Raw genomic sequence first — 19444 nt, forward strand, 5'->3', positions numbered from 1 at the left:
ATACCTGAGTGGTCACTGGAGTACCTCTGCAATCTCGTCGTGGGTGATCCGCCGGCCGGTGAAGAACGGTACTTCCTCGCGCACGTGCCGGCGGGCTTCGGTCTCCCGGAGATGCCGCATGAGGTCCACGAGGTCCACGAGGTCTGGGGCCTCGAGCGCCAGGATCCATTCGTAGTCCCCCAGCGCGAAGGACGACACCGTGTTGGAGAGTACCTGGGGGTACTTGCGGCCCTTCATGCCGTGGTCCATGAGCATCTGACGGCGCTCCTCCATCGGCAGGATGTACCAGTCGTAGCTCCTGACGAACGGGTACACGCAGACCCACTCGGCCGGTGCCACGCCGCGGGAGAACGCCGGACTGTGGGACTTCGAGAACTCGGCGTCGCGGTGCACGCCCATGGCGGACCACTCGATCTCCGCTCCGGCGAAGGCTTCGGTGCGCCGCAACTTCCTGACGGCACCCTGCAGATCCTCGGGCTTCGGGCCGTGCAGCCAGACCATGACGTCGGCGCCGGCGCGCATCGCGGAGACGTCGTAGAACCCGCGCAGAACCACGCCGTCCTGGTCGAAGGATGCGATGGTCTCCTCGAGACCCCCTGAAGGGGCGGGACCGGCGCCGGTACTGCGCCTGAAGACGGTCCAGAGGGTGTAGAACAGCTCTCCGGGGGCGTCGTCGCCCTCGCCTGTCTGCTGCGGAGCGTGGTCGGATCTGCTGCCGGTCGACTCAGTCATGACTACAGTTTGCCCCTGTCCGGAGACGATTCGAAATCATTTTCTTCTACACACCGTAGAAGCGACGAACATCACACGCGAGCATGGGCAAGCGCGTCCGCGAGTTCCTCCGCACGTGCCCGGGCGTCCTCGATCACGGCCACGAGTCCGGTCCCCGCGAGCCACCCGCCGGTCACCGCGAGAGAGGTTGCCTGCCCGGTCACGGCCGACCTGATGCGCGCCACGCGCTCGCGGTGCCCCACCGCGGCGTGCGGCAGGGCGCCGGCCCAGCGCACCACGTCGTGGTCCAGGACGTCGGAGGCTTCGATAGGGACACCGAGCAGCGCTGAGGCGTCGGCGAGCGCGTGACGGAACAGGACGTCGTCGGGGCTTCCGATCCCCACGTCCTCGGGGTCATCACCCACGCGCCCGAAGGACAGGCGCAGCACATGCGATCCTGGACCCGCCTGATCGCGGAGCCAGGCCCACTTCGCGGTCGAGTGGGTCAGTGCCTTGGCCGCGATCCCCTCCACGCCGCGCGCCACGAGGACGCCGGTTCCCCGCGGCCGGGCGTCGAGTTCGGGGATGTCGACGATCAGTGTCACGAGGGCCACCCCCGGTACCGGATCGGGCCGCTCGCCCGACAGTGCGGGCAGAACCGGCGCCAGCAGTTCTACGGCGGCCCGGCCCTCGGTGGCGACGACGACGCCGTCGGCCGGGAGGCGCCGCGTCAGGCCGGAGTGCTCCGTGGTGACGAGCCAGCCGGTCGACGATCGGGCCAGTCCCGTGACCTGCTCCCTGGTGCGCAGGTCCGCACCATCCGTCCGAAGTTCCGCAACGAGGCGATCCCGCAGCTGAGCGATGCCGCCCTCGAGTCCCCCGACCGCGGCACCCGCCGGCGCAGCCGCACGCAGGGCGCCCGCCGCAGCACCCAGGGAGCCCAGCCGGGCCATGGTCGTCCGCAGACCCGGCGCCACGGAGTCGACGTCGAGATCGTCCGGGTCCGCGGAGAACACCCCGCCGGCCACCGGCGCGACGAGGCGCACGAGCACCTCCTCCCCCATCCGTGTGCGGACCAGCTCCCCGAGACTCACCGTCGGACGGGTCGCGAGGGAGCCCAGCGGCAGGACCCGGTCCAGGGCCGCCCGGAGCGATCCCGCGCGGGAGAGCAAGGCGCCGATGGCCGGATCCGACGGGTCAGCCGGGATCCCGAGGACGCCGGAACTGGGAAGGGGCCGCGCGGAGGCCCGGAGGTCCTTACCGGGTAGCTGCACCCATGCACCGCTCGCGTCGGGGGTCACGATGCGCTCGCCCAGGCCGAGCTCGGCAGCCAGCGCGGGAACGGTCGCCGAGCGGGTCGAAAAGGACTCGGCCCCGCTGTCGAGGTACAGCCCGCCGAGCATTCGCGCATCCACCGTGCCACCGAACCGATCCGAGTGCTCCAGCAGGGTCACCCGAATGCCTCGAGCCAGCAGGGTCCGGGCGGCCAGCAGGCCCGCCATGCCTCCGCCGATCACCACAGCCGCGCGCTGCTGCTCGCGCACGGTGCGTGCCTGTGGATCAGCCGCGGCGGCGGCGTCCCCATGGGTGTCCCTGGTCACTCCCAGGGCTCCAGCGAGTGGATGAGCTCGACGACGCGCGTCAGCACGTCGGGGTCCGTACCGGGCGGCACACCGTGCCCGAGGTTCACCACGTGCCCCGGTGCGGCGGCTCCGGCGGCGAGGACCTCGCGCACGTGCTGCTCGAGAACGGGCCACGGCGCGGGCAGCAGGGCCGGGTCGATATTGCCCTGCAGGGGGACGGTGCCGCCGAGTCGCCGGTTCGCCTCGTCCAGCGGCAGCCGGTAGTCGACGCCGATCACGTCCACGCCGACGTCGTGCATGGCCACGAGCAGTTCCGAGGTGCCGGTGCCGAAGTGGATCAGGGGCGCTCCGAGTCCCCGCACATGGTCCAGGGCCCTGCGCGATGCCGGCGCCACATGATCCCGGTAGTCGGCCAGTGAGAGCGAGCCCGCCCAGGAGTCGAAGAGCTGCGCCGCACTGGCACCGGCCTCGAGCTGGGCGCGCAGGAACATGCCGGACGCGTCCGCGGCCCACTCCGTCAGGGCCCGCCACGTGTCGGGATCCGCGTGCATCATGGTGCGCGGTCCGAGGTGGTCCCGGGAGGGCTTTCCCTCGACCATGTAGGCGGCCAGCGTGAACGGCGCACCGGCGAATCCGACGAGCGGGGTGGACCCGAGCTGCTCGACGGTCAGGCTCACCGCCTGTCGGATGGGCTCGAGGGCCTCGGGCGTCAGGCGCGGGAGGGCAGCAACGTCGGCAGCGGACCGGACCGGGGAGCCGAGGACGGGTCCGACGCCGGGCACGATATCCACGTCGACGCCGGCGAGCTTGAGTGGGATCACGATGTCGGAGAAGAAGATCCCCGCGTCGACGTCGTGCCGGCGGACGGGCTGGAGCGTGATCTCGGAAGCCATCTCCGGGATGAGGCACGACTGCAGCATGTCGGTGCCCTCGCGCAGTGCGCGGTACTCGGGCAGGGACCGTCCGGCCTGACGCATGAACCAGACGGGGCGCCGATGCGGGGCCTGGCCACGATAGGCGCGGATGAGCGGCGAGCCGGACGTGCGTCCGTCGACCAGCGGGTGGGTTGCTCCAAGGTCCATGCCCCCGATTCTGCCGAAGATCCCGACGGATCGTTAACCGGCCGTGGCGCCCCTGGGCACCGGCCGCACCGCCCGTGGCCAACATCACCCCACCATCCAGGAGGCTGGTTCCGCGGAACGACGCGGGAGTCTGCTGCGGGTAAGGACCACCTATCTCCTGAACAGGGGGCGTTCTCGGTATGCTCGAAGGGCCGTGGTACTTCTTTCACTTGTAGCGACACACTCGGATGTAGACCTGGAGACCGTTGCCCGACTCAGCGTCGGGGCGCCCCAGGTCCCTTCGGTGGTGCTCGCCGACGACAAGACGGTGTCGGGCGCCGTCGTACTGGCCACGTGCAACCGCTTCGAGATCTACGCCGAGGCCCCGTCGGAGGACGACGTCGAAGCTGCGCGCTCCGCGATCGTCTCGACGATCAGCGAGTACTCCGGTATCTCCGAGCAATCCGTCGCCGCGTCCTTCCGGACGCACACGGGACAGGACGTCGCCGAGCACCTCTTCGCCGTCGGCGCCGGTCTCGACTCCGCCGTCATCGGTGAACGGGAGATCGCCGGACAGGTCCGGCGTGCCCTCATCGAGGCGCAGGGTTCCGGTGCGGCCAGCGGCTCCCTGGTACGTCTGTTCCAGGCCGCGTCGAAGACCGCGAAGGACGTCGGCGCACAGACCGCCCTCGGTTCGCGCGGGCGCTCCATCGTCTCCGTGGCACTCGACCTCGGCGGTGACGTCTCCACGGATCCCGACTGGTCCCGTAAGTCGGTCGTTCTGTTCGGTACCGGAGCCTACGCCGGCGCTACGGTCGCTGCCCTCAAGGAACGGGGCTGCACCGACATCTCCGTGTTCTCCTCCTCGGGCAGGGCCGAGGCGTTCGTCGCATCGCGCGGGGGCACCGCCGTCACGGCCGAGGATCTGCCGGCTGCCATGCAGCGAGCCGACGTCGTCATCGGGTGCAGCGGCAGCGATGCCCGCATCGACGCCGCCGACATCGAGCGGGTCCGTCAGGGCAGCACGTCGTCGTTGGTCGTCATCGACCTGGCCCTCAGCCATGACTTCGACCCGGCGGTCGGACTGCTCGACTACGTCGAACTGATCACCCTCGAATCCGTCCGCGCCGCAGCTCCCGAGGAACAGGCCGATGCGCTGACCCAGGCGAACGATCTGGTACGCGACGCGGCCCGCTCCTTCGAGGAACAGCAGACCATACGCGCCATGAACGCCTCGATCGTGGCACTGCGCCAGCACACCCAGGCGGTCCTGGAATCGGAGATGGCGCGCGTGCGGGCCCAGCACGGGTGCACTGCCGCCGCGGACGAGGTGGAGTTCGCTCTGCGCCGCATGGTGCGCCAGCTCCTGCACGTCCCGACAGTGCGTGCGCGGGAACTCGCCGCCGAGGGACGTCAGCAGGACTATGAGGCGGCTCTCGAAGCCCTGTACGGGATCGATGTCCCGCACGCCGCTGCAGCTGGGCCTGCGTCGAACGAGCAGGCCACCTCGAAGCCGAAGCGCTCCGGGCCCGAGAGCGCGCAGTGCCCCGTGGACCACGAGCCGCCCGCGCGCGAGGCCTGACGCCGGTCCTGGCGATCAGCACTCGGGCCGGTAGGGCCGGCGCCGGCCCTACCGGTACACCGGTAGTTTCCCACCGACCGGTACCTTCGTCACTGACCGGGTCAGTACAACGGTTTCCAGGGTTCGATCCTGTGCACCCACTCCGTGATGCCACCCTTCACCGAATGGACGTCCCGGTGTCCCTGCTCCAGCAGGAACCGCACCACGTCCGCCGACCGTACTCCCGACTTGCAGTGCACGTACGTGGTGCGGGTGGCGTCGAGGGCACTCTCGCCCTCCACGATGTGGTTCCTGGGGACCAGCGACGCGCCGTCGATGCTCACGATCGCGTACTCCTCGGGGCTGCGCACGTCGATCAGGTCGAAATCGGCCCGGCCCGCGGCACGCGCCGCGAGGAGTCCTGCGAGCTCGTCGACCGTCACGAGCGGAACGGTGCTCGGCGGCGCCGTGCCGGCGGCCGGCAGTCCGCAGAACTGCCCGTAGTCCACGAGTTCGGTGATGCGCGGGGCGTCCGGATCCGGCCTGACCCGCAGTTCCCGCCAGCTCATCGCGAGAGCATCGAAGACCAGTACCCGTCCGAGCAGCGTGGTCCCCACCCCGGTGATGAGCTTGATGGCCTCGTTGACCATGACGGATCCGATCTGCGCACACAGGACGCCGAGCACACCGCCCTCGGCGCACGAGGGCACGGACCCCGGCGGCGGTGCCTCCGGGAAGAGATCCCGGTAGGTGGGGCCGTGGTCCTGCCAGAACACACTGACCTGGCCGTCGAAGCGCAGGATGGAACCCCACACATAGGGCTTGCCCAGGATCGCGGCAGCGTCATTGACGAGGTACCGGGTGGCGAAGTTGTCGGTGCCGTCGATGACGAGGTCGTAGCCGGAGAAGAGCTCGAGCGCGTTCGAGTTCTCCAGCCGCTCCTCGTGCAGCACCACCTCGACGAGGGGATTGATCTCCTGGATGCTCAGGCGCGCGGACTCGGCCTTGGAACGTCCGAGGTCGGAGACTCCGTGGATCACCTGACGCTGCAGGTTGGAGAGTTCGACGTCGTCGTCGTCCACGATGCCGAGCGTACCCACGCCGGCCGCCGCCAGGTACAGGAGCGTCGGTGAGCCCAGGCCGCCGGCTCCGATCACGAGCACACGAGCGCTCTTCAGACGCAACTGGGCATCCATGCCGAAGCCGGGAATGATCAGATGCCGCGAGTAGCGCTGGGTCTCCTCCTGCGACAGCGAGCCCGCAGGCTGCACCAGTGGGGGCAGACCGAAGGTCGGGGTCGGGGTCGGGGTCGGGGTCGGTGTCGGGGTCAGGGCCGGGTCGACGGCGGGGACCTGGGGCTCGGTCCGGAAAGCAGTCATACCCAAGGGTAGGGCGGATCCGCACGGCCCGGCCACCGGGCTACCGGCGGGTAAACTGGTGCTCACCCGACCGCAGAACCTGAGGATTCCCTACGTGAGTGCAGAACCGACCACCGGAAGGGCCGTCCGGCTCCCGCGGGACGAGCGCCGTCGCCAACTGCTCGCGGCAGCGCAGGAAGTCTTCGTGGGTCAGGGGTACCACGGCGCAGCGATGGACGACATCGCGGATGCGGCCATGGTCAGCAAGCCTGTGCTGTACCAGCACTTCCCGGGCAAGCGTGATCTCTATCTCGCGTTGCTGGACAGCCATCTCGCAGAGCTGACGCAGCTGCTGATCGGAGCCCTCCGCTCGACCGACGACAACGACCTGCGCGTGCACGCGACCATGCGCGTGTATTTCCAGTTCATCGCCCAGGACAGCCAGGCGCACAGACTGGTCTTCGAATCGGACATCAGCAACGAGCCCGATGTCAGCAGCCGTCTCGAGGCGTTCAACGCCCACTTCGCCGGCGCTATCGCCGAGGTGATCGCCGACGACACCCAGCTCCCGCTGGTCGAGGCGACCCTCCTGGGCAGGGGTCTGGCCGGAATGGCGCAGATCAGTGCCCGCTACTGGCTCGAGACCGACGGCGTCCTTGACATCGATGCGGCCGCGGAGCTGATCTACCGTTTAGCTTGGCGCGGAATCAGCCGCTTCCCCAAGGAGATCTAGAGTAGGTTCCAGAGAGCAACAGGCACACTACCCAGGAGGCATCCGCCGTGGAAATCAAGATCGGTATCCAGAACGTCAACCGCGAGATCAGCGTCGATTCCGCCGAGAGTGCCGATGCCATTGCCGAGCAGGTCGCCAAGGCGCTGAGCGATGGTGCCGAATTGCGTCTCACCGACTCCAAGGGCCGCCAGGTCATCGTTCCCGCAGCGGTGCTCGGGTATGTGGAGATCGGCGCCGAGGAGACCCGCCGCGTCGGCTTCGGGGCGCTCTGACCGCACACCGATGAGCACGATCGGAAGGACCCGTTGCACGCCTCGCGGCAGGCAACGGGTCCTTTTCCGTGCAGGCGTACCCCAGGAGGGAGGTTCCTAGGCCGTGAGGCCCAGGGCACTCATGCGCCGCGAGTGGTTGCGTGTGAGTTCGGAGAAGAATGCGCCGGTGGGACGGACATGCCCCTCATCCTCCCCGAAGAGGATGCCGGCGAGATTCTCCCGCTCGATACCGACGCGTTGTGCCTGGGTCAGGGCCTCCCCCACGAGCCGCCGACCCCAGAGAGCGCAGCGCGAAGCGAGCCGGGGATCTGCGGAGAGGGCTTCCTTCAGACGCCACTGGAGGTGGTCCGCGCCCTGACCCGAGTCGATGGCCTCGATCAGGTCGCGGGTCCTCGAGTCGAGGTTGTCCGCCAGCGAGCGGTAGAAGTCCCGCGAGAAGGCATCGACGACATAGGCCTTCATGAGCGATTCGTACCAGTCGCCCGGACGGGTGCGCTCGTGGAACGCATCGATGGAACTGCGGAACGGTGTCATCGCGTCCTCCACGGTGATACCGAGCTCGTTCAGGAAGCGTCCCACGAGTTCGAAGTGCTCGAACTCCTGCACGGCGAGCCTGCCGAGGCTCGCCCGGTCGGCGAGGCTCGGCGAGAAGCGCGCATCGGAGGACAACCGCTCGAAACCGGACAGCTCCGCGTAGGCGATGGCGCCGAGCAGATCGGCGACGAAGCGGACGTACTGCGGATTCCCGAAGGCCTCCGCGTCCCGATCCGTGGCAGTGCTCGTGCCCACGCCATGCTCTGTCGTCGAAGCTGCGGCGTGCGACTCGGAGGCGGGAGCGGCCGTGCTGTCGTAGGAGCCGTTGTTCATGCTGCTAAGAGTACGCAATCACCCCGGTGCGGCAAGCCGATCGTCTGCGCAATCCGACGCAGGCAGGCGCACCGGGGATCAGGTGGGCACAGCGCCCACCTGATCCCCGGTGCCGCCATCCGATACGCCCGCACGGGACCGGCGCGCCCGGCTCCCGTGAATGACGTCCAGCAGCGACAGGCGGGGTAGGATAAGGCACAGTAATGGATGCCCGGTCGTTATCACGTCGTCGATGACCCGCAGTACCTCCTCGATCCCGAGTTCCCTCGCCGGCGCAGGAAACCTCCGCGGCCGGCACGCAGTTGCAAGCCCGCGATCGGCTTCCACTGGACGCCTCACGCCCGTCGATACGCTCCGCTCCGGACAGCTCCTGCCCGGTGCGTCGAGCCTCGACGGCCGTACGGCCTGAAACGAACGGTAGAACGTGCACAACACAGAACACGACACGACCACAGATCCGACGGACACCACTGCAGACCCGGCCGCCGGTGCACATCATCTGGTGGCCGACAACTCGGCCGACGCCATCGACGTCGAGGAGACCCTCGTCTCGACCGATGAACCGCACGCGGCCGTCGCCCAGACGTTCGCGGACTTCAATGTCCGCCCCGACATCGTCGAGTCCCTCGCGGACGCCGGAATCACCCACCCCTTCCCCATCCAGGCCATGACCCTGTCGATCGCACTCGGCGGGCACGACATCATCGGGCAGGCCAAGACCGGCACGGGCAAGACGCTCGGCTTCGGCATTCCGGCGATCCAGCGGGTCGTCGGACCCGACGATGCGGGCTACGAGAAGCTGCCCGTCCCCGGCGCTCCGCAGGCCCTCGTCGTCGTACCCACGCGTGAGCTCGCCGTGCAGGTCGCGAACGACCTGACGACGGCGGCGAAGAAGCGCAACGCGCGTATCGTCACCATCTACGGTGGCCGGGCCTATGAACCCCAGATCGAGGCCATCAAGCAGGGCGTCGAGATCGTCGTCGGTACGCCGGGCCGCCTGATCGACCTGTACCGGCAGAAGCTGCTGGTACTGAAGAACGTGAAGACCGTGGTGCTGGACGAGGCCGACGAGATGCTGGACCTCGGCTTCCTGCCCGACGTCGAGACGCTGATCGCCGCCACCCCTCCGGTGCGCCAGACACTCCTGTTCTCGGCGACCATGCCCGGTCCGGTCATCGCGATGGCCCGCCGCTACATGACCCAGCCCACGCACATCCGCGCCGCGGACCCCGAGGACGAGGGCATCACCAAGAAGGACATCCGCCAGGTGATCTACCGGGCGCACAACCTCGACAAGCCGGAGGTCGTGGCGCGCATCCTGCAGGCTCGGGGCCGGGGCCGCACGATCATCTTCTGCAAGACCAAGCGCACGGCCGCGAAGCTGTCCGAGGAACTGATCGACCGAGGCTTCGCCGCCGGAGCCATCCACGGGGATCTGGGACAGGGCGCCCGCGAGCAGGCACTGCGCGCCTTCCGCGGGGACAAGATCGACGTCCTGGTCGCCACCGAGGTGGCTGCGCGCGGGATCGACGTCGAGGACATCACCCACGTCATCAACTACCAGTGCCCCGAGGACGAGAAGGCGTATCTGCACCGCGTGGGTCGGACCGGCCGGGCCGGGAAGAAGGGCACCGCAGTGACCTTCGTGGACTGGGACGATCTTCCCCGCTGGGGCCTGATCAACAAGGCACTCGGGCTCGACACTCCCGAGCCCGTCGAGACCTACTCCTCCTCGCCCCACCTCTTCACGGACCTCGACATCCCCGAGGGCACCAAGGGACGGCTGCCCCGCAAGGACCGCAAGCTCGCGGGCATCGATGCCGAAACCCTGGAGGATCTCGGCGAGACGGGCAAGCGCGGTTCGGGCAGCCGGGGTTCCGGTCAGGACCGCTCGTCCGGTCGCGGCTCCGGTGGTCGTTCTTCGGGCAGTGGCGGTTCGAGTGGGCGCCGCTCCGGAAACGGCGGCACCGGCAGTGACTCGGGCAGTCGCGGCGCCAGCGGTCGGGGTGGCGAGAGAACCCGCGGGTCCCGCGGACGCGGGCGCGGCGCCAATCGCCCCGACGCTGCGGATACCCCGGCAGGAGAAGCACTGCGCATGCGCGAGTCGCCGAACAACCCGGCTGCTGCGGCGGACGTGCCTGCGGCTGAAGCCCAGGGCAGCCGCCGACGGGGAGCCGACGGCGAGACGTCCTCCACCGATCGTCCCCGCCGGAGCCGGACACGCCGGCGCAACGGAGAGGTCGTTGCACGACCGTCCGGTGGCACGCAGGACTAGCCCTTCGTGACAGACCTTCCCGCGCCGTCGTCGTCCCCGGGCTGGAGCGCCGACGGCGCCAATCTCGTGGTGCACGCCGACAACGCGGCGTTCCTGGCGACGCTTCCGGACGAGTCGTTCACGCTCGTCTACGTCGACCCACCCTTCAACACGGGCCGGGTACAGCGCCGGCAGCAGATGAGGACGAACCGGGCCGAGGCCGGAGCCGGGGACCGGGTGGGCTTCAAGGGCCTGTCGTACTCGACCGTCAAGGGCACCCTCGCGAGCTACGACGACGCGTTCGAGGACTACTGGGACTTCCTCTTCCCGCGGCTCGTCGAGGCGTGGCGGCTCCTGTCCGACGACGGCACGCTCTACCTGCACCTCGATTACCGTGAGGTGCACTACGCCAAGGTGATGCTGGATGCCCTGTTCGGGCGGGAGAGCTTCCTCAACGAGATCATCTGGGCCTACGACTACGGTGCGCGTGCCAGACGGAAGTGGCCCACCAAGCACGACAACATCCTCGTCTACGTGAAGAATCCCGCAACCTACCATTTCGACAGTGCCGAAGTGGACCGGGAGCCCTACATGGCACCGGGACTCGTGACCGCCGAGAAGGCCGAACGCGGCAAGCTTCCCACCGATGTGTGGTGGCACACCATCGTGTCGCCGACGGGGAAGGAGAAGACCGGCTACCCCACCCAGAAGCCCGAGGGCCTGCTGCGGCGGATCGTCGCGGCGAGCAGTCGTGAGGGCGACTGGGTACTGGACTTCTTCGCCGGCTCGGGCACGCTCGGGGCGGTCTCCGGGAAGCTCGGGCGACGTTTCGTCTGCGTGGACAGCAATCCGCAGGCCGTCGCCGTGATGCGCGCGCGCCTGGCCCCCTGGCTCTGAGCTGTGGCGAGCCCGGGCGCCGGTTCAGCCGGCGGTCGTACCCGAGGCAAGGCTCCGGATGGCCTCGAAGGTCTCGGGCGACGTGAGATTCTCGCCGAGCAGATTCGGCTTCCCCTCCCCGTGGTAGTCACTCGATCCGGTCATGAGGAGCCCTCGCTCCCTGGCTATGCCGCGCAGGGCCGTTCTCGCCGCAGCAGGATTGTCGCGGTGGTCCACCTCGAGCCCCAGCAGGCCGGCATCGATCATCTCCTCGAGATCCGCCCCGCCCACCAGTGCTCCGCGGTTCGACGCCGAGGGGTGCGCGAACACCGGAACTCCCCCGGCGTCGCGGATGAGCTCGACGGCGCGGGCGGGGTGCGGAGCGTAGTGGCTGACCCAGTACGGCGACCGCGCGGTGAGGACACGCTCGAACGCTTCAGACCGGGTCCGCACGACACCGAGGGTGACCAGCGCATCGGCGATGTGCGGACGTCCCACGGTGGCACCCGCACTGACGTGCTGCTCCACGAGATCCCAGCTGATGGGGTAGTCCGCCGACATCAACTCCACCATGCGGCGGGCCCGGGTCAGTCGAGCGGTCCGGGACTGCTCGATCTCCGCGCGCAGTCCCGCGTGCAGCGGATCGTGCAGATAGGAGAGCATGTGCACGCTGATGCCGGTGTCCGTGCGGCAGGAGACCTCCATCCCCGGGACGAACATGATGCCGGTCCTCCGCGCCGCCGCACGCGCCCGGTCCCACCCGGCAGTGGAATCGTGATCGGTGAGGGCGACGGTGTCCAGCCCGGCAGCCGACGCCGATTCGACGAGGACCTCGGGGTCCTCCGTGCCGTCCGAGACATTGGAGTGCGTATGCAGATCGATCCTCACCGGTCCAATCTACGCGCCGGCAGCGGCGCGACCGTCCACCACCGTCCACCAGCGGCTACGCCGGACTTCCCGGCCCACGGCTGCGGTGAGACGATGGAGGGATGAGTACCGCCGACATCCAAGCCCCAGCCCAGAACCCCACCGACTCACCGGAGGGCCAGCCCCTGTCCGACCGCAACGAGAACCGTTCGCAACGTCCCGACTCCGACGCCTTCAAGGCGTTCATGGCCGGCGACTGGGCACCCGACGCCTCCGCACTCCCCGAGCGCTCTGCCGTCGCCGAGCACGCCGCCCGCCGCCGTCGTGCCGTCTCCGAGCGCTTCCCGGGCGAGCGCATCGTGGTCCCCGCCGGCCCGTTCAAGGTCCGGTCCAACGACACGGACTACCGGTACCGGCCCCACTCCGGCTTCGCGCACCTGACCGGTCTGGGGCTGGACCACGAGCCCGACGCCATGCTGGTCCTCGAACCCGTGGAGCACGGACAGGGCGACGACGGCGGGAACCACGCGGCCACGCTCTACTTCCGCGAACTCGCCGGCCGTGACAGCGCCGAGTTCTACGCCAACGCCCGCTACGGCGAGTTCTGGATCGGGTCGCGTCCGTCGATGGCACAGCTGAAGGCCCAGGTCGGTGTGGAGACCGCGGATCTCGGTGAGCTGGAGGTCGCCATCACGAAGGACGCCGGGGTCGCCGAGATCGGCGGCATCGGCATCCGTCTGCTCCGCGAGGTGGATCCTGCGGCGGATGCGCTCGTGGACACCTCGCGCATCAACACCGGCGTGGACCTCGAGAAGGCGGATGCGCTCGACGCCGTGCTCGCCGAGTTCCTCTCCGAACTGCGACTCGTCAAGGACGCCTGGGAGATCGAGCAGATGGAGGCGGCTGTGGCTGCGACCGTCAACGGCTTCCACGAGGTGGTCCGGACCCTGCCGCGTGCCATCTCCCATCCCCGCGGCGAGCGCGTGGTGGAGGGCGCGTTCTTCACGCGGGCCCGCGAGGAGGGCAATGACCTGGGCTACGACACCATCGCCGCAGCGGGGAACAACGCCACCACGCTGCACTGGATCCGCAACACGGGCCATGTCAGGGCCGGTGAACTCCTGCTGCTGGACGCCGGAGTCGAGGCCGAGAGCCTCTACACGGCCGACATCACGAGGACGCTCCCCGTCAACGGGACGTACACGGACACGCAGCGGAAGATCTATCAGGCCGTGCTCGACGCCGCGGATGCCGGTTTCGCCGCCGCCCAGCCGGGGCGGAAGTTCCGTGAGATCCACACTGCGGCCGTGACAGTGCTCGCCGAGAACCTCGACCGCTGGTCTCTGCTGCCGGTGTCCCTCGATGAGGCCCTGGCTCCCGACGGCCAGCACCATCGCCGCTGGATGCCGCACGGCACCAGCCACCACCTCGGGATGGACGTCCACGACTGCGCCCAGGCCAAGCGTGAGCTCTACCTGGACGGCGTCCTCACCGAGGGCATGGTCTTCACCATCGAGCCGGGGCTCTACTTCAAGGCCGAGGATCTTGCGGTCCCTGAGGAGTACCGCGGCATCGGTGTGCGCATCGAGGACGACATCCTCATGACCTCCGACGGCCCGGTCAACCTCAGCGCCGCGCTCCCGCGCAATCCGGACGACGTCGAGGACTGGATGGCCGGGATCTGGGGCAGCACCGGCGAGTAACAGGAACCGGCCAGCAGGAATCCCGACGCCGGGGCACACAGAAACGAGGAAGGGCAGGGACCCGATACCACAGGTCCCTGCCCTTCCTCGTCAGGGCTGGATCAGCTTCGCCCTGCTGCGGAGGATCCGTGCCCCTCGGTGCCCTCGTCGGCGCCGTGGCCGGGTGAGAGCCGCTCGCCCGGCTCCCCCGACCGACCCGCGGGATCGGCGGCAGGTCCGTCCTCGACGCGCACACCGTACTGGGGCCGGCCGTCCGGAAGGTCCGGGAACTGGCCCCGGCGTGGTCCCGAGGTGCCCGGACCGGCAGTGTCGTCAGCCGTGACGGGGTCCTGCTGGGGTTGCTGCTGGGGAGCGTGGGCGGGCTGGGGCGGCTGCGCGGAGTAGGGGTCGTTCCACTGCGCCGGGCGCTCAGGAGCCTGCTGCGCCTGCTGCCGGCCCTGCGTCGGGCCGGCAGGGGTGACGCCTGGATGCTGGATCTGACCCTGCATGGGGAGCTGCTGCAGGAGCGTGCGCGCCTCCCCGACGAGGGCGGGATCGACGAGGACGTCGTAGCTGGTCGCGATCACCTGGCTCGTCGACGTGAAATCCCGTTTGCCGCGTTGGAAGGCGTAGGTGATCACTCCGAAGAGGAGCCAGAAGATCGCCCCGAGGGCGATCGACGAGGTGATGGTGATACCCGACTCGCTGCCCGCGAACAGACTCAGGATGAGTCCGACGAAGAGGCCGAACCAGGCTCCGGTGGCGGCACTGCCGAGCGCGACACGCGGGTAGCTGAGCCGTCCGGTGACCCTCTCCACCGCCTTGAGGTCATTGCCGACGATCGCGACCTTCTGGACGGCGAACTTGTTGTCGGCAAGGTAGTCCACCGCCTTCTGGGCGTCGAGATAGCTCGTGTAGCGGCCGATGATCTCACCCGTGGGCAGAGTACGGCCCAGGTCACGGGGGGCAGTGGTTCCAAGTGGCGTCGACATGGTCCCATTCTCACCTACACGCCGGCGCCCTGTCAGCGGTATCGCCGCGGGTGAACGAGAGGGTTGACGCCCCGCTCACCCGTGATCGGCTGCTGCCGGCCGGTTTTGCGCTGCCCGATAACCTAGAACGGTGATGAACAACCCCACCCGCGTCTTCGTCGCGCGCCTTCTCGGCCTCGACGTGTTCGACCCGCTCGGCGACCGTCTGGGCCGGTTGCGCGACGCCGTCGTGCTCGATCGCGGTCCGGGTGAGTACCCGCAGGTGGTGGGTCTGGTGATCGAGGTCCCCGGGAAGAAGCGCGTCTTCGTGCCGATGACCCGCATCACGTCGATGGACGCATCCCAGATCATCTGCACGGGCCTGGTCAACCTCCGCCGGTTCGAACAGCGCGGCGCCGAGATGCTCGTGGTGGCGGAGCTGTTCGACCGCCGCCTCACGCTGCGCGACGGCAGCGGCAGCGCCGTGGTCGAGGACGGCGCCATGGAACGCAATCGCAGCGGGGACTGGCACGTCTCGCAACTGTACGTACGCCGCGGCGGATCGACCTCCCCCCTGCGCGGCCTGCGCCGGGGCGGCGAGCGCCTGATCATCGACTGGCTCGACGCCTTCCACGGTTCCACGAACGAGCCTCAGGGAGCCTCGCAGTTCGTGGCGCAGTACGAGGACCTCAAGGCGGCCGACTTCGCGGACGCGCTCCACGAGATGAACGACAAGCGTCGCGTCGAGGTGGCCGGCGAACTGCAGGACGATCGACTGGCCGATGTGCTGCAGGAGATGCCCGACGACGATCAGGTCCAGATCCTCTCCGCGCTGACGCGTGAACGTGCCGCCGACGTCCTCGAGGAGATGGACCCCGACGACGCGGCGGATCTGCTGAACGAACTGCCCGAGGCCGAGAAGGAGGAGCTGCTCCAGCTCATGGAACCCGAGGACGCGGAGGACGTGCGCCGCCTGCTCGAGTACGAGGAGGACACGGCCGGGTCGCTGATGACCACGGTGCCGGTCATCCTGCCTCCGGAGGCCACCGTCGCCGAAGCCCTCGCCCACGTGCGTCGCGAGGAACTGACGCCGGCCCTCGCCTCCGCGATCTTCGTCTGCCGCCCGCCGCTGGAGACCCCGACGGGCCGCTACCTCGGCGTGGTCCACATCCAGCAACTGCTGCGCTACCCGCCTCCCGAACCCCTCGGCAACATCATCGACACCGATCTGGAGGCGGTCGGCGACCAGGCGGCAGTGAGCGACGTCTCGCGGATCCTCGCGACCTACAACCTGAACTCGGTGCCGGTCGTCAGCACCGAGGGCCGGCTGGTCGGGGCAGTGACCGTCGACGACGTCCTGGACCATCTGCTGCCCGACGACTGGCGGGCACAGGACGACACATCGGAAGTCAAGAGAGGCGCACGCCGTGGTTGAGAGAATCAGATCCAGTTCCAGCGGGCTGGACACGCCCCGCGAGAGCCGCATGCGCCTTCTTCCACGCCTGCGCCCGAACCCGGACGCGTTCGGCAGCGCCACGGAGAACTTCGCGCGGTTCATGGGTACCCCGCAGTTCCTCTTCTACATGAGCGTGTTCTGCGCGGTCTGGCTGTTGTGGAACACCCTGGCGCCGGAGAGTCTGCGCTTCGACAGCGCTGCGATCGGCTTCACCCTCCTCACTCTCATGCTCTCGCTCCAGGCCTCCTACGCCGCTCCCCTGCTGCTCCTGGCGCAGAACCGGCAGGACGACCGCGACCGCGTCTCGCTCAAGGAGGACCGTCAGCGGGCGGAACGCAACCTCTCCGACACCGAGTACCTCACGCGCGAGATCGCCGAGCTGCGCATCGCGCTGCGCGACGTGGCCACACGTGACTACGTGCGCTCGGAACTGCGCTCGGTCCTCGACGAGGTCCTGGAGACAGCGGACGGACAGGACGTGCTGCTGCAGAAGCGCAAGCCCCGCAAGCCCTCCGATGCCACGACGTCCGTGCCCAGGGTCCAGCCCGCGGGGAGGCAGTCGCAGTGAGCAGCTCCCTCCCGACCGAGCAGGCGGTGCGTTCCGCCCTCGCCACGGTGATCGATCCCGAACTCCGCCGGCCCATCACGGAACTCGGCATGGTCGACTCCTTCTCGCTCGAGGGCACCACGATCCGGGTCCGGATCCTGCTGACGATCTCCGGCTGTCCCCGCCGTGAGACGATCACGCGTGATGCCGAAGCTGCCCTCTCCGCTCTCGACGGGGTGGAGGAGGTGGTGGTGGATCTCGGTGTCATGGACCAGGAGCAGCGCGATGCCCTGAAGGACCAGCTCAAGGGAGTCGGTGGAGAACGCGGGATCCCGTTCGCCGATCCTTCCTCGCTTACTCGCGTCTACGCGGTCGCAAGCGGCAAGGGTGGTGTCGGAAAATCGAGTGTCACGGTCAATCTGGCCGTGGCCATGGCCGCTCGTGGTCTGCGTGTGGGGATCGTGGATGCGGACATCTACGGCTTCTCGGTTCCCTCGCTCATGGGCATCAGCCAGCAGCCCACGCGGGTCGACGAGCTGATCCTGCCGCCGGTCGCGTACGGCGTGAAGGTGATCTCGATCGGCATGTTCGTCGAGGGGAACAAGCCTGTCTCCTGGCGCGGCCCCATGCTGCACCGCGCACTGGAACAGTTCCTCACCGATGTCTACTTCGGCGATCTGGACGCCCTGTTCCTGGACCTGCCACCGGGCACGGGCGACATCGCGATCTCCGTGGCCCAGCTCCTGCCCTCCTCCGAACTCCTGATCGTGACGACTCCGCAGAGCGCTGCCGCCAGTGTCGCGGAACGCGCCGGAGCGATGGCTGCCCAGACCGGGCAGCGCGTTGTCGGCGTGATCGAGAACATGTCCTGGCTCGAGCTGCCGGACGGCGAGCGGCTCGAGCTGTTCGGCGCCGGCGGTGGCAGTACCCTGGCGTCCGGGCTGTCGGCCACGCTGGGTGTCGAGGTTCCCCTGCTCGGGAGCATTCCGCTGGATGTCGCACTGCGGGAGGGCGGTGATGCCGGTGCACCGCTCGTGCTCGGCACCGGCGCCTCCGCAGCTCGCGAGGAACTGACGAGGATCGCCTCGGAACTGGCGGGAAGACCACGCGGTCTGGACGGAGTCCAGCTGCCGGTCAGCATCGCCTGAGCGAGGGCGTCCGGGGGGGGTGTTCTCCGACCGTGCCGGTCCGCCTAGGTGGCTTCGAGGTCGTAGGGTGCGCTCTGGCCCGGTTCGAGCCGGGGACGCAGCGGCACGGACGGTCCCGGGCGGGCGGAGGTGAGGCCCTCCGTCGCGGGAACCACGGCCGGTGCGGCTGCGGGCGCTCCCTTGCTGACCGGCTTGAACACGTCGTCCAGGTCGTCGAGGAGCGCTTCCTTGATGATGCGCCGCGGATCGTACTGACGCGGGTCCAGCTTGCGCCAGTCGACCTCGTCGAGTTCCGGGCCGATCTCCTCCCGTAGCTGCTCCCGGGCTCCGGTCGCCATCCGCTTGAGGCCCTTCACGAGCCGCGCCAGCTGCGCAGCGTACTCCGGAAGGCGCTCGGGGCCCAGTACCACGACGGCAATGAGGGCCAGGGCCACGAGTTCCAGTCCGTTGATTCCAAGCACGGCAGAAGCCTACCTTCCTGATCCGACCCGATCACATTCGACGGCAGTCACGGTATCGGACCCACCGACGGGATCGTGCTCATGGGTCCTGCGGATGGACCATGATCGACAGCCCGCGCATGATGCGGTCGATCGTGGATCCGTTCCGGGGTTGCGCCACGGTCGGCAACTGCGCGTACTCGGTTGTGACCAATTGCTGGAGCGTCCGTGGCATGTCCGCCGGTGGGAGCTCGGAGACCACGGTATAGGTGGCAGACGACGAACGAAGTACGACCGTCCACGGCTCGCCGGAGTGGACCCAGAGGTCCTGCTGCAGGCCTCCCACATGCTCGAAGCCGTCCTCGGCAACGGTCCTGCCGGTGACCGCGTTCGTCGGCGGTGTCCTCCGGCGGCCGTCGACCGCGCGCTGTTCGTAGACGGTGACGCGGTCACCGTCGTGCTCGAGCACGAGCTCGAGCGTGGGCAGCCCGTCGATCGTCAGACCTTCGGCGCTCCTGAGCGTGAGTCCGAGGGTCGTCAGGCCGGGACACGACCAGCCTTGGGTTCGAAGCACCTCCACCTGGTCCGCATCGAGAGCAGCCGGTGTGCCCCGGAACGTCTCTTCCCATCCGGCTCGCGGCGTCGTCGAACCCGCTTCCGCGCCGGCCGCGGGATCCGATCCGGAGCCGACGACATAGGCACCGGTCAGGACCGCGGCTGCCAGTACGGCCGAACCACCTGCCGCAGCTACGAGGCGGAGGCGGCGGGACGGCTTCGGCGAGGCGATGGTCGCGGCACGGTCCGGCTGGAGCCCCGGCCGGTCCGGCGCCGATCCTGTGCTGGGTCCGGGTCCGGTGGAGAGCAGTCGGCGCTGGAACTCGGGATCAGGGGATGGACTCCCGAGTCCCAGGAGCGTGCCCTTGTGTTCCCGCAACCCCCTCACGTCGTTCGAGCACGTGTCGCAGACCTGGAGGTGGTGCTCGACGACGGATCGCCGGCGATCGGACAACTCACCGTCCACGAGGTCCTGCAGCGATCGACGCGGGTGGAACACCGC

The 19444-nt window shown here is 68.9% G+C and carries 18 protein-coding genes; 9 read left to right on the forward strand and 9 right to left on the reverse strand.

The genetic code is table 11. The annotated features are described in order from the left end of the window. Positions 1 to 12: 12 nt before the first annotated feature. From hemQ to hemE, 3 genes are all read right to left on the reverse strand, one after another. Positions 13 to 732 carry a hydrogen peroxide-dependent heme synthase gene (gene hemQ, locus E8P82_RS10315; RefSeq protein WP_136454656.1) on the reverse strand — a complete coding sequence of 240 codons (720 nt, stop codon included), beginning with the start codon at positions 730 to 732 and terminating at the stop codon, positions 13 to 15. Between the two features lie 71 nt (positions 733 to 803). After that, positions 804 to 2312 carry a protoporphyrinogen oxidase gene (gene hemG / locus E8P82_RS10320; RefSeq protein ID WP_342773234.1) on the reverse strand — a complete coding sequence of 503 codons (1509 nt, stop codon included), beginning with the start codon at positions 2310 to 2312 and terminating at the stop codon, positions 804 to 806. Next, the gene (hemE, locus tag E8P82_RS10325) at positions 2309 to 3376 is read right to left on the reverse strand and encodes a uroporphyrinogen decarboxylase (RefSeq protein WP_136454658.1); all 1068 of its coding nucleotides are present in this window, start codon (positions 3374 to 3376) and stop codon (positions 2309 to 2311) included. Before hemE ends, hemG begins: the two co-directional genes overlap by 4 nt. A 193-nt stretch (positions 3377 to 3569) precedes the next feature. Between hemE and E8P82_RS10330 the strand changes: the two genes are divergently transcribed. Further along, positions 3570 to 4937, forward strand: a complete 1368-nt coding sequence (locus E8P82_RS10330; RefSeq protein WP_136454660.1) for a glutamyl-tRNA reductase — start codon at positions 3570 to 3572, stop codon at positions 4935 to 4937. Between the two features lie 101 nt (positions 4938 to 5038). Here E8P82_RS10330 and moeB read toward each other — a convergent pair whose 3' ends face one another. Further along, positions 5039 to 6295 carry a molybdopterin-synthase adenylyltransferase MoeB gene (gene moeB, locus E8P82_RS10335; protein ID WP_136454661.1) on the reverse strand — a complete coding sequence of 419 codons (1257 nt, stop codon included), beginning with the start codon at positions 6293 to 6295 and terminating at the stop codon, positions 5039 to 5041. A 94-nt stretch (positions 6296 to 6389) separates the two neighbouring features. On the opposite strand from moeB, the gene E8P82_RS10340 reads away from it, so the two are divergent. Beyond that, complete coding sequence (locus tag E8P82_RS10340; protein WP_246021235.1) at positions 6390 to 7007, forward strand: TetR/AcrR family transcriptional regulator; 618 nt, start codon at positions 6390 to 6392, stop codon at positions 7005 to 7007. Between the two features lie 47 nt (positions 7008 to 7054). Further along, complete coding sequence (locus tag E8P82_RS10345) at positions 7055 to 7279, forward strand: DUF3107 domain-containing protein (RefSeq protein WP_136454664.1); 225 nt, start codon at positions 7055 to 7057, stop codon at positions 7277 to 7279. Between the two features lie 96 nt (positions 7280 to 7375). Here the strand turns inward: E8P82_RS10345 and E8P82_RS10350 are convergent, their stop codons facing one another. Next, the gene (locus tag E8P82_RS10350) at positions 7376 to 8146 is read right to left on the reverse strand and encodes a ferritin-like fold-containing protein (RefSeq protein WP_136454666.1); all 771 of its coding nucleotides are present in this window, start codon (positions 8144 to 8146) and stop codon (positions 7376 to 7378) included. 526 nt (positions 8147 to 8672) lie between these two features. On the opposite strand from E8P82_RS10350, the gene E8P82_RS10355 reads away from it, so the two are divergent. Both E8P82_RS10355 and E8P82_RS10360 read left to right on the forward strand, forming a co-directional pair. Then, the gene (locus tag E8P82_RS10355; protein WP_246021258.1) at positions 8673 to 10421 is read left to right on the forward strand and encodes a DEAD/DEAH box helicase; all 1749 of its coding nucleotides are present in this window, start codon (positions 8673 to 8675) and stop codon (positions 10419 to 10421) included. 6 nt (positions 10422 to 10427) lie between these two features. Continuing rightward, positions 10428 to 11297 carry a DNA-methyltransferase gene (locus E8P82_RS10360; RefSeq protein ID WP_136454670.1) on the forward strand — a complete coding sequence of 290 codons (870 nt, stop codon included), beginning with the start codon at positions 10428 to 10430 and terminating at the stop codon, positions 11295 to 11297. 24 nt (positions 11298 to 11321) lie between these two features. Here the strand turns inward: E8P82_RS10360 and E8P82_RS10365 are convergent, their stop codons facing one another. Beyond that, on the reverse strand, positions 11322 to 12164 hold the full coding sequence (locus E8P82_RS10365; RefSeq protein WP_136454671.1) for a PHP domain-containing protein: 843 nt from the start codon (positions 12162 to 12164) through the stop codon (positions 11322 to 11324). Between the two features lie 101 nt (positions 12165 to 12265). Between E8P82_RS10365 and E8P82_RS10370 the strand changes: the two genes are divergently transcribed. After that, the gene (locus E8P82_RS10370) at positions 12266 to 13846 is read left to right on the forward strand and encodes an aminopeptidase P family protein (RefSeq protein ID WP_136454673.1); all 1581 of its coding nucleotides are present in this window, start codon (positions 12266 to 12268) and stop codon (positions 13844 to 13846) included. Positions 13847 to 13947: 101 nt separating this feature from the next. Here E8P82_RS10370 and E8P82_RS15170 read toward each other — a convergent pair whose 3' ends face one another. Next, the gene (locus tag E8P82_RS15170) at positions 13948 to 14817 is read right to left on the reverse strand and encodes a YflT domain-containing protein (RefSeq protein WP_211096855.1); all 870 of its coding nucleotides are present in this window, start codon (positions 14815 to 14817) and stop codon (positions 13948 to 13950) included. Positions 14818 to 14947: 130 nt separating this feature from the next. On the opposite strand from E8P82_RS15170, the gene E8P82_RS10380 reads away from it, so the two are divergent. Genes E8P82_RS10380 through E8P82_RS10390 form a run of 3 tightly spaced genes read left to right on the forward strand, consistent with a single transcriptional unit; the run spans position 14948 to position 17947 of the window. Next, positions 14948 to 16231 (forward strand): magnesium transporter MgtE N-terminal domain-containing protein, encoded by a 1284-nt coding sequence (locus tag E8P82_RS10380; RefSeq protein ID WP_136454675.1) that lies wholly within the window; start codon positions 14948 to 14950, stop codon positions 16229 to 16231. A 49-nt stretch (positions 16232 to 16280) separates the two neighbouring features. Next, entirely contained in the window at positions 16281 to 16820 is a 540-nt protein-coding gene (locus tag E8P82_RS10385) for a DUF1003 domain-containing protein (RefSeq protein WP_136454785.1), read from the forward strand. After that, the gene (locus tag E8P82_RS10390) at positions 16817 to 17947 is read left to right on the forward strand and encodes an Mrp/NBP35 family ATP-binding protein (protein ID WP_136454676.1); all 1131 of its coding nucleotides are present in this window, start codon (positions 16817 to 16819) and stop codon (positions 17945 to 17947) included. Before E8P82_RS10385 ends, E8P82_RS10390 begins: the two co-directional genes overlap by 4 nt. Positions 17948 to 17991: 44 nt before the next feature. Here E8P82_RS10390 and E8P82_RS10395 read toward each other — a convergent pair whose 3' ends face one another. Continuing rightward, positions 17992 to 18408 carry a twin-arginine translocase TatA/TatE family subunit gene (locus E8P82_RS10395; RefSeq protein ID WP_136454677.1) on the reverse strand — a complete coding sequence of 139 codons (417 nt, stop codon included), beginning with the start codon at positions 18406 to 18408 and terminating at the stop codon, positions 17992 to 17994. Positions 18409 to 18487: 79 nt separating this feature from the next. Then, entirely contained in the window at positions 18488 to 19441 is a 954-nt protein-coding gene (locus E8P82_RS10400; RefSeq protein ID WP_136454678.1) for an anti-sigma factor family protein, read from the reverse strand. Between the last annotated feature and the right edge of the window lie 3 nt (positions 19442 to 19444).

Origin of the sequence: Arthrobacter echini (assembly GCF_004803505.1) — a bacterium.
GTDB classification, from domain to species: Bacteria; Actinomycetota; Actinomycetes; order Actinomycetales; family Micrococcaceae; genus Arthrobacter_D; species Arthrobacter_D echini.

What these genes read in the sequence shown, in the direction of transcription:
- E8P82_RS10350 (WP_136454666.1), bottom strand. Translation starts at nt 8,146, where the DNA reads ATGAACAACGGCTCCTACGACAGCACGGCCGCTCCCGCCTCCGAGTCG.
- E8P82_RS10370 (WP_136454673.1), top strand. Translation starts at nt 12,266, where the DNA reads ATGAGTACCGCCGACATCCAAGCCCCAGCCCAGAACCCCACCGACTCA.
- E8P82_RS10385 (WP_136454785.1), top strand. Translation starts at nt 16,281, where the DNA reads ATGCGCCTTCTTCCACGCCTGCGCCCGAACCCGGACGCGTTCGGCAGC.
- moeB (WP_136454661.1), bottom strand. Translation starts at nt 6,295, where the DNA reads ATGACTGCTTTCCGGACCGAGCCCCAGGTCCCCGCCGTCGACCCGGCC.
- E8P82_RS15170 (WP_211096855.1), bottom strand. Translation starts at nt 14,817, where the DNA reads ATGTCGACGCCACTTGGAACCACTGCCCCCCGTGACCTGGGCCGTACT.
- hemQ (WP_136454656.1), bottom strand. Translation starts at nt 732, where the DNA reads ATGACTGAGTCGACCGGCAGCAGATCCGACCACGCTCCGCAGCAGACA.
- hemE (WP_136454658.1), bottom strand. Translation starts at nt 3,376, where the DNA reads ATGGACCTTGGAGCAACCCACCCGCTGGTCGACGGACGCACGTCCGGC.